The sequence below is a fragment of the Microvirga arvi genome (assembly GCF_016892765.1).
GTDB classification, from domain to species: domain Bacteria; phylum Pseudomonadota; class Alphaproteobacteria; order Rhizobiales; family Beijerinckiaceae; genus Microvirga; species Microvirga arvi.
Genome location: NZ_JAFEMD010000115.1, coordinates 1 through 7,856 on the forward strand (window position 1 = coordinate 1; position 7,856 = coordinate 7,856).

10 protein-coding genes are annotated in these 7,856 nt (G+C 59.8%); 7 read left to right on the forward strand and 3 right to left on the reverse strand.

Translation table 11 applies throughout. The annotated features are described in order from the left end of the window. Positions 1 to 312 (forward strand): hypothetical protein (locus tag ILT44_RS32160; RefSeq protein ID WP_239468617.1); only part of this gene is annotated, 312 nt, incomplete at its 5' end. A gap of 227 nt (positions 313 to 539) precedes the next feature. On the opposite strand, the gene ILT44_RS29230 is transcribed toward ILT44_RS32160, so the two are convergent. Both ILT44_RS29230 and ILT44_RS29235 read right to left on the reverse strand, forming a co-directional pair. After that, positions 540 to 827, reverse strand: coding sequence for a hypothetical protein (locus ILT44_RS29230; RefSeq protein WP_204243124.1), 288 nt, complete (start codon positions 825 to 827; stop codon positions 540 to 542). Positions 828 to 1,099: 272 nt separating this feature from the next. Next, on the reverse strand, positions 1,100 to 1,435 hold the full coding sequence (locus ILT44_RS29235; RefSeq protein ID WP_204243125.1) for a DUF6894 family protein: 336 nt from the start codon (positions 1,433 to 1,435) through the stop codon (positions 1,100 to 1,102). An 895-nt stretch (positions 1,436 to 2,330) separates the two neighbouring features. Here ILT44_RS29235 and ILT44_RS29240 point away from each other — a divergent pair. The 5 genes from ILT44_RS29240 to ILT44_RS29260 all read left to right on the forward strand — a co-directional run bounded on the left by ILT44_RS29240 (position 2,331) and on the right by ILT44_RS29260 (position 5,454). Further along, positions 2,331 to 2,579 (forward strand): hypothetical protein, encoded by a 249-nt coding sequence (locus ILT44_RS29240; RefSeq protein ID WP_204243126.1) that lies wholly within the window; start codon positions 2,331 to 2,333, stop codon positions 2,577 to 2,579. A gap of 2 nt (positions 2,580 to 2,581) precedes the next feature. Continuing rightward, a complete protein-coding gene (locus ILT44_RS29245) occupies positions 2,582 to 2,860 on the forward strand; it encodes a hypothetical protein (RefSeq protein WP_204243127.1) in 279 nt (92 codons plus the stop codon). Positions 2,861 to 3,037: 177 nt separating this feature from the next. After that, the gene (locus ILT44_RS29250) at positions 3,038 to 3,406 is read left to right on the forward strand and encodes a hypothetical protein (RefSeq protein WP_204243128.1); all 369 of its coding nucleotides are present in this window, start codon (positions 3,038 to 3,040) and stop codon (positions 3,404 to 3,406) included. Between the two features lie 1,308 nt (positions 3,407 to 4,714). Continuing rightward, complete coding sequence (locus ILT44_RS29255; protein ID WP_372441290.1) at positions 4,715 to 5,101, forward strand: PAS domain-containing protein; 387 nt, start codon at positions 4,715 to 4,717, stop codon at positions 5,099 to 5,101. Further along, positions 5,098 to 5,454, forward strand: a complete 357-nt coding sequence (locus ILT44_RS29260; RefSeq protein WP_239468618.1) for a 4a-hydroxytetrahydrobiopterin dehydratase — start codon at positions 5,098 to 5,100, stop codon at positions 5,452 to 5,454. Before ILT44_RS29255 ends, ILT44_RS29260 begins: the two co-directional genes overlap by 4 nt. A gap of 91 nt (positions 5,455 to 5,545) precedes the next feature. On the opposite strand, the gene ILT44_RS29265 is transcribed toward ILT44_RS29260, so the two are convergent. Further along, positions 5,546 to 5,698, reverse strand: coding sequence for a hypothetical protein (locus ILT44_RS29265; RefSeq protein ID WP_204243130.1), 153 nt, complete (start codon positions 5,696 to 5,698; stop codon positions 5,546 to 5,548). A 531-nt stretch (positions 5,699 to 6,229) separates the two neighbouring features. On the opposite strand from ILT44_RS29265, the gene minD reads away from it, so the two are divergent. Continuing rightward, complete coding sequence (gene minD / locus ILT44_RS29270; RefSeq protein ID WP_204243131.1) at positions 6,230 to 7,093, forward strand: septum site-determining protein MinD; 864 nt, start codon at positions 6,230 to 6,232, stop codon at positions 7,091 to 7,093. The last annotated feature ends 763 nt before the right edge of the window (positions 7,094 to 7,856 follow it).

The window sequence follows — 7,856 nt, forward strand, 5'->3', positions numbered from 1 at the left end:
CAGCCTGATCCTGCCGGACAGGCTCAACCCGATCACTCTCTGACGCTGAATGTCAGATCAAATGCCGACTACTACACGCGGATGCACTTCCATCCTTGTCCCTCACCCAATCTCATCGATCACAGCTGCAATCAATTTCCGCTTCAGTGGCTCTGGCGTGCCACCTGCGCGATGTCGTGCCTGGCAATGCCGATGTCAGACAACTCACGATCAGACATAGCCTTCAATTGCCGTGCGATTTCATGGGCACGCAACCAGCGACGCAGGCCTGACAGAACGACTGATAAAAACATGACGCAACCTCAATATTGAGCCGTCCAAAGCGCAAAGGCACTGCGCACCGGCTGTGAGAAAAAAGGCCACCTTTGAGGGTGGCCGAGTTTAGGGAGGGAACCCGCCACTGGGAGGCCGTGGCGGAGAGGGAGTCATCTACAGTGTACCCGTCTCACGACAAACCCGCTTGAGCCCAGCCATGGCATGCGGAATGAGCATGGAACAGATATGGAGCGTTTACTCCTCGTTTACGGCTGCCGGACAGCTCACGCAGGAACCTTCCCCACGATCCACGCCGCCGCCACCGGGCTGAAGCCGATTTCGAGCAACTCCTCCTCAAGATCCTCAACGGGATCAGGCTCGAGTGTAATCGAGTTGTCTTCGGCTTCTGCACCGGGCTTCTGCCCGCCCTCGTCCTGCTCCGCATCTTCGAGGGGTGCTACCGTGACGCGCACGACCGGGTCTTCGTCGCCATCATCATCACCCTCGTAGACCTTGAGCGTGACCCAGCGCTCCTCGACCTCGTCCTCGTAGACCGTCTTCCACTCGCCCATGTTCCCCTCCTGAATCAGGCACCGGAGAAGGCCCGGCACTGATGCCGTCGCACTCTAGCGCTTAACGCCATCACGTTGTCGTGCTTCAGCGCCCTAGCGCCATTGTGTGCCGACAGGGCACCCCCATGTCCTCAATGCGGGGGCAAATCCCGCAACCCCTTGACCGCCTCCATAGATTTCAGCCCCGTTCAGACCAATTCCGACGGGGCTTTTTCATGCCCAGTGCCCGCAGGACCTAGATCAGATCGCGTGGTGTTCCGATGCGCGGGTGCTTAATGCGACGCGGAGCTATCGAGGGGAATGCTCTGCACTGCGCGACCTGCCGCATCCACGATTTCAAGCTTCCAACCCTGCCATTCGTCCGAGTTCGATGCATCCTGAGCACGAAGCTCCTCTACAGCTTCCATGGCGGAGATCACGGCTGCCTGGAGACTAGACGCCTCAACGCCCTCCTCATCCCGGATCACGGTCTCGCCGTCGGTGAGGTTGAAGTAGTAGCGCAGCAGCGCTGAAGGGTCCGGCGTCGATCCAGGTGAGGAGCTAACCGGCAGCTCAACGTCAATGAGCCCTTCAGTTAGCACCGGCTTGCTGTTGGGAATGCTGCTCACAATTCGGACGCCTTATTGAACCGCCGGGGATGAAAGACTGTTGAGATCCACCCAACCGGTGCAAGTTGGGAGCTCAGGGACAAGGTACGCGCGGTTTCCTTCGACCCTCTCAACCCGGCAGGGATAGGCTCTCTTGTCTCCTGGAGGGCGGTACAGGACCAGGCTCCCTGCCGAGACACCATCATGCGAAGTGAGCACTTGGTTCGCCTCCAGGTTGGTTTCACACTGCGTGACCTTGAGCTCACCACGTGGGGTGCCTTGCTTCGCGGCCCGGACGCGTTCAAGCGTGGCAATGGCCAGGCGAGCACGGTCGCGATAGCGGTCCATGACAAGCTTCAGAGGGCCGCGCTCTCCTCCTCGATGCCAGGAGACGCCTCCGGCTTTCGCAAGCTCGGCCGCAACCGCCTCCACCTCATCTTCAGTCATGCCAGCCCCACAACACCAGACAGAAGCTAGGGCTCCTGTCCTAGACAGCAATGAGCGGGAGACAACGGGCACGGTGGAACATCGTTCCTGTCTCAGAGATGGTTCCAGAAGGAAATGCCCCTACGCGAAGGGCTCGCTCCTGGCATCAATCGGATGCATGGAGAGCAAACGCCTCGGCTGAGGAGATCGGGTTCAAGGATCCTCAGCCGAGGCGTAGGCGGTTCTGTGGAACTGACACCGCAGGGCAACCTACGCCGGTCAACCGTGGCTATTTCATGAGGCGAGCCAGAGGCTTCTCTGTCTGTCCACAGCCGCCGCAGGTTAACCGCACAATGTGGAACAGATGAGGTTCAACTCGTGCAGGCTTGCCTCAGGGATCCTGTGCTGAGTAGAGCTTCTGGTGGGAGGCACGGTCCGCCATCCATCCGACTGTCCTGCTGCTGTCGGTGTTCTCTCCAGAAGGTTCACGATGGCCTACAAACTCTCCCGGCTTGCCCCTGGCAGCTATGATGTGCTGCTCCATGGGGTGATCATCGCCAGCCTGGTCCAAAGCGGCAGAACAGATGACGCGACCTGGACGGCAGAACTCCTGCTCGACCTGCCTCCTGGAGAGAGGCCTGCACCGTTCACCGAACTTGAGCATACATTTGGCAGTCTTGAAGAAGCCCAGCGATGGCTCGGCGATGCTGAGATCCGTGGGGCAACTGGAGAGGACTAGGCATGGCAGAGGTCATTGCGTTTCCCCAGCGTGTGGAGACGAAGACACTCCACTTTGATGAGAAGCATGCCTTCGGAGAGATCGGCGGGCTGATGCTTTCTCTCGTACAGGAGCAGGACAAGGCAGATGCGCCCTACACGCTCGTGCTGTTCGGTGGGAACGACGTGTTCTTCCCGCTGGAGTCATTCGAGCCAACACCAGAGGGCTTGGAACTCGCCACAATCGCTGGCGACATCACATTGCGTGCACTTGCAGTCGGTCACGATAACTGGGCTGAGTAGTCTCGCGTTCACAAAGGCTGCGCACAAAAACCAGACGTCGAGCAGGGGTACCCCCCTCATTCAAGCACCACGCCGCAGCTTGCTTTCTCCTGGAAGGACAGACGTCAGAAAGGCCAACGCAACATGGCAGACAATCCCGGCAAACAGACTCTTCTGGCAAAGCACAGGCGAGACGATTTGGATGAGGCCCGCGAGGCATACCTCCTCGAACACACACCCGGTCTGAAGGAGCACGATGCAGCACAGCACAGAGCCTTCCTCCAGATTGAGGAGGATGCACTGGCCCGCCATCCCGATCCGACACCGGACGACATCGCCGCTGCGGAAGCCGCGGAGGCTGCCCTCCCGCCCAGGAAGAGGACGGAAGTTCAGCTACGACGAAGCTTCGAGTCGCTGGCTGTGCATCTTCCCAAGGACGCCAAGCGCAAGCGCAAGAACTTCGTCCAGCGCGCTCAGCGCGCGTGGAACAGAGCCAACCCGACACCGCTGACATCGGAGCTGGAGCGAACCCTGACAGTAGCCTTCATTAAGGCTTATGGGCACTGACTGCTTATAGGACCATCAGAAGGCGGCGCATAAGCTTGAGACGTCGAGCACGGGAAAGGGGAGGTTTATCCCCAACGCCGCTTCAGCACCTTCCGCTGACGCGAGCGGGGATGAGGCTTCGCTCTTCATTGCCGTTTCATCCAGCCTCTCCGGACGCGCCCGTCAGATCCGAACGCCTGTTCTGCCGCCGCACAGGCCCGCATCTCTGACATGCGGGAGAGAAGGCCGCCATAGTAGGACAACCGTTCGTCGAAGAAACGGGAGTGGCGCCCACCGTCCTGCCAATCAGCAGGCTGAGAGTTGAGCAAAGCGCGTGCGAGCCTCAGCCAGGTCGATCTGCCAGGTGGGCATTTGGTGCTCAGCATTCTGGCCGCGGCGAAGTCGTCCAAGGCAGCTTGCTGTGGGTCGCGCGTCTGCGCGTCAGTTGGGGATGACAGAAGAACAAGAGCAGAGACAACTGCCGCACACAGACCAGAATGTCGGGAGCTTGTGGCCAAGACTGCCGACTGGCTGGGCTGTGCCCTGAGACAGAGCTGGTGGCGGTGGGCCCGCAAACCTGCCTCCTCGGAATGCAGCCCATTTTATCATACCGGGCATTTCCAACCGAGGCCTCCTGAGCTGGAGGCAGCATATGGCTGCGCCTTGTAACCTGCCCAAGCTGAAGAGATGCATCCATGCTCGCACTCGGAGCCTTTGAACTGGACATCCAGTCCCGCTGGGATCCTCGGGAGGCATAGCAGCTTCATCCCTCATGTGGTAGTCCTTACAGGCGCACAAAAGCCACACAAGAACGGTAAAGCTTAACCAAGGCGTTGCGAATCAAAAACCTACAAGAACGCCAGCCACGGGAGGGACAACATGCGGTCCGTTCATCACTTGGCTCCAAGCACATCCGGGACGAGCAATAGCGCCTACAACCTGTTCAGAAACAGGCAGCGGCCCGAGATCCTCTGTGCGATACCGGAGGACCGCCCGATGCCGCGGTTTGTCGACCGTGAGCAATGGACATATGCGGGCTCTCTTCAGCCTCAGGATCCCCGGCCATCAGGCTTCCACGACAAAGCGGCATCGGCTGGCGTGCGGTTTAACGGCTTCTACCTGTTTCAGGTCACTGTGGCACACGGCAAAGCGAGAACTAAGGAACAAAATCTTGTGGCTCGGACAGATCCGCTGCCTGAACCCGAAGCCGGTGAGAGCATCCGCCAGCATGTCAGAAAGATATTGCTGCGCCTCCTGGCCAGACACGGCAGCCCTGACCAAGTGATTGAGTACCTCAGCCGTTCCACAGCAGATCAGAGATTGGCCGAGGTGCGGTATGCCGACATGCTCGCAGCTCTCCCTTTTGCAGTGTACACGACGGACGCGACGGGGCGCATCACCTTCTACAACGAGGCTGCCGTGGCTCTATGGGGACGGCGTCCGGTCCTCGGGCGGGACCGCTGGTGCGGCTCGTGGCGCATTTACACGCTCAATGGCGCACCGCTGCCGCATGACCACTGCCCCATGGCGGTGGCAATCCACGAGGACAGGAGGATCCGGGACGTGACAGCGGTTGCCGAGCGGCCGGATGGCACCCGGGTTCATTTCCGGCCGTTCCCCACCCCCTTGCACGACGCCAATGGCAACCTCGTTGGTGCTGTCAACGTGCTGATCGATGCTCAAGTGGCGGACGCAACAGAGGGGAGGAGTGCATGACGATCACCGCTCTCGTTGAAAAGACCTGTACCCCGTGCCGCGGCGGGATCCCGCCGCTGAGTGCAGAGGAGGTTTCGGTCCTCCACAAACAGGTACCGGAATGGGCCATCCACGATGACGCTCGCCGGATTGAGCGGGCCTATCCGTTCAAGAACTTCGCGCACGCCTTCACATTCGTGCACAAAGTGGCTGAACTCGCAGAAGCCGAGGGACACCACCCGGATGTCAGCTTCGGCTGGGGGTACGCGACGGTGTCCCTCCAGACCAAGAAGATCAAGGGCCTGCACGAGAACGACTTCATCATGGCCGCGAAGCTGGATGACATGGCCGAGAACATCCCGCTCGGCCCATAGCCTGGGTCCTACCAAGGTGCTGGAAAAAATCTCTCATCTGTTCTTTGCCCCTGAAGCGTCAGAGGTCCGTCCAGTGTGTGGCCTTCATTTCTCAGCTCTCGCTAAAGCTGGATTTTTCGCCGGCACTGAAGTTGCCATCGCCCGACATAGCTCCACTGGCTGTGGTGTCGGACAGCTGGTTGAGGCTGCGGGTCAGTTCCTGAATGACCCAGCGTTTCGCCCGGCGTGCTGAGGATCGTTTCATCACTACCTCCTGGCACTTGCGAAGTTCATCGGCGGGGTCTGCTCGACGTATCGATGGTGACGAGATTTTCGGTGATCGGATCGAGAATGGTCATGGGCAGTTCTCTCCCGTTCAGGCACAGGGCCAACGCCGTGCCTTCCGGTTTCGATCAAGTGCGATTGGAGTTGTGGTTACGAGACAGTTACTGCACCAGGACGCTCACATCTCCAAAGCAGACCGAGGCGGTTCATCCGCACCCCGGCTGCTTTGGAGAAGAGGGCTGATCCGAAACCCAGCGGATCAGCCGGACCATCGTCGCCGCAATATGGTTAACGGACTGCTTATACGCCTCCACACTGTTGCCCTGTGCCTTCTGCAATCCGTTAACGGTCTGGTAACCACCTTGAGCGCCGAATGAGGGTGCTTCCGAGGGGTATGGCCGTTGCTTTCTCCAGTTCCTTTCGGATTCGTTGCGTATTGCCGCCTCTCGACCTCGCATGTGCTTGCGTGGGTGCCGTGCCTCCTCACGGCCTCTCTGGAGAACTGCCAGCGATGAAGAAGCCAAGGCCAAAGCATACCAAGGCAAAGACAAAGGCCAGACAGGGCAGGGTGCTCGTGGTGACCTCCGGCAAGGGCGGGGTCGGCAAGACCACCTCCACGGCGGCACTGGGCGCGGCCCTCGCTCAGAGCGGGCAGAAGGTGGTGGTCGTCGATTTCGATGTCGGCTTGCGCAATCTGGATCTTGTCATGGGCGCCGAGCGCCGCGTGGTCTTTGACTTGATCAACGTCATCAAAGGCGAGGCCAAACTTTCACAAGCGCTCATCCGGGACAAGCGCCTCGACACGCTGGCTCTTCTGCCGGCGTCTCAAAGCCGCGACAAGGACAGTTTGACCGAGGACGGGGTGGCGCGGATCATCGCAGAGCTGCGTGCGCAGTTCGACTGGGTAGTCTGCGACAGCCCGGCTGGCATCGAGAAGGGAGCGATGCTAGCCATGCGGCATGCGGATGTGGCTGTCGTCGTAGTGAACCCGGAGGTCTCCTCGATCCGCGATGCCGATCGAATCATCGGTATGCTCGACGCCAGGACCGCCAAAGCCGAGAGCGGGCAGTGTGTCGACAAACATCTGCTTCTCACCCGCTACGATCCCGTGCGTGCCCGGCGTGGCGAGATCATGAAGGTAGAGGACGTGCTCGAGATCCTGTCCATTCCGCTGCTGGGTATCATCCCGGAGAGTGGGGAAGTGCTGCTCAGCTCAAACGTTGGAGCCCCGGTGACATTGGGCAGCCCTGGCAGTGCACCGGCCCAAGCCTACCTTGACGCGGCTAGACGGCTAAAGGGTGAGGATACCGGAATTGTTATCACTACCGACAAGCCTCGCCTGCTGCACCGGCTGTTCACCCGACGAGCTGCATAGACCTGCTCAGCCACCTCACAAGAGCGAGATCAGAACCAGTGATGGAGCAAACTCCATGAGGCCTTGATCTTGAACCTACACAAGCAAACTCTGTCGAGATCAAGAACTCCCGCTTTCAAGGTCAGCGTAGCCATCTCCCGCCAAGACGTTTGTTTGCGACAACCCCAGCCGAGGCCCCAAAAATCTTCCAGAAGGAAGAGCCTCAAGTGGTGCCCGAGCCAGCTGCCGCCCCACGCATTCTGCCGAGCATCGTCGAGCCTGCGTGGAGCAGTGCAGAGCCCGTTGAGACTGCCCGCCGCAAGCGCCCTTCAGTCGAGGCCAACCGAGGGCAGATGGAGCTCAATCTGGATGCAAGCGCCTCTGAAGACGTCGCAGATGCACCCGCCGCAACGCTGGTGAGTGACGAGGCCATGTCACAGACACCCGGTGCTCTGGACGATTTAGAGGACACGGGAGGTGTCTATCCGGTTCAGCCCGCACAAGGTGAGGGTGTGAGGGTCAAGTCCCGGAAGCCACGGAAGAAGGCTTCGGGAGCTGTTGAACAGGAGATAGCATCCGAGCCAATTCCAGAGACAGCGATGACCGCTTCAGTTGTGTCATCGAAGGCAATTCAGCGCAGGATGACGAAGCGCCTGGCCGCGGCGGCTCAACTCTCGCGCCATGAACGCTGGAAGGGGCGTCTTCATCTGTAGTAGTCGGCATTTGATCTGACATTCAGCGTCAGAGAGTGATCGGGTTGAGCCTGTCCGGCAGGATCAGGCTG